Genomic DNA, 1042 nt, shown 5'->3' on the forward strand with positions numbered 1-1042 from the left:
GCCTGTCGACTTCACGTACCAGTTGTGAATACCACCAGCGTGACCAGTTGGATCCATCTTCATCTTGCGAGCGGCATAACTGGTCAGTAGATAGGTCGCCAACACACCATCGGTAATGATTTCACAATCTTGCGTATAAACGCCTTCGCTATCGAATGGGCTGGAAGCCAAACCGCGCAATACATGCGGACGTTCTGAAATATTGAACCAGTCGGGCAAGACTTGTTTACCCAAGTGATCCAGTAAGAAAGAAGATTTGCGGTACAGGTTGCCACCGCTGATCGCCATCACTAGGTGACCAATCAAGCCAGTTGCCACATCGGCCGCAAACATAATTGGGTATTGGCCCGTTTTCAATCGTTGAGCATCCAGTCGGCTTACAGTATTTTCCGCCGCTTTGCGGCCGACGGTTTCTGGCGTCCACAAATCATCACGATGGCGGGCAACGGTATAGCTGTAATCACGTTCCATTTCGCCATTTTTGCCTACGCCAATAACGCAGCAGCTTGTGCTGTGGCGGCTAGACGCGTAGCTTGCTAACAAACCATGGCTGTTTCCGTACACTTTGACGCCGTAGTGGCTATCGTAGCTTGCACCGTCACTTTGCTTGATTGCATCGCTGTAGCTTAGCGCTTCTTTCTCAGCGGCAATCGCCACTTGTGCTGCGTAGTCTGGGTCTGGAGAGTCTGGGTGGAAAAGGTCAAGATCTGGCACCTCTTTCACCATAAATTCTTTCGGCGCTGGGCCTGCGAACGGGTCTTCAGATGTGTAATGAGCGATATCAAGCGCGGCATTCACTGTCTGTTCAATCGCCGCTTCACTCAAATCAGATGTGGAAGCGCTGCCCTTACGTTGGCCTCGGTAAACGGTAATGCCAAGCGCACCATCACTGTTGAACTCGACATTTTCTACATCACCCATTCGAGTGGAAACACTCAAACCTGTGCTTTTAGTAATTGCGACTTCTGCTGCATCCGACTTCGCCGACGCGAGCTCCAATGCTCGTGCCACGGCTTGCTCTAGCTCGGTACGTTGCTCAGCA

At 51.4% G+C, this 1042-nt stretch carries 1 protein-coding gene; it reads right to left on the reverse strand.

The features are described from left to right. On the reverse strand, positions 1–1042 hold a 1042-nt coding region (gene pmbA / locus R7P35_RS26255; protein WP_318093428.1), incomplete at both ends, for a metalloprotease PmbA.

Origin of the sequence: Vibrio sp. Vb0304, from assembly GCF_033338995.1 — a bacterium.
In the GTDB taxonomy this organism is placed as follows: Bacteria; Pseudomonadota; Gammaproteobacteria; order Enterobacterales; family Vibrionaceae; genus Vibrio; species Vibrio alginolyticus.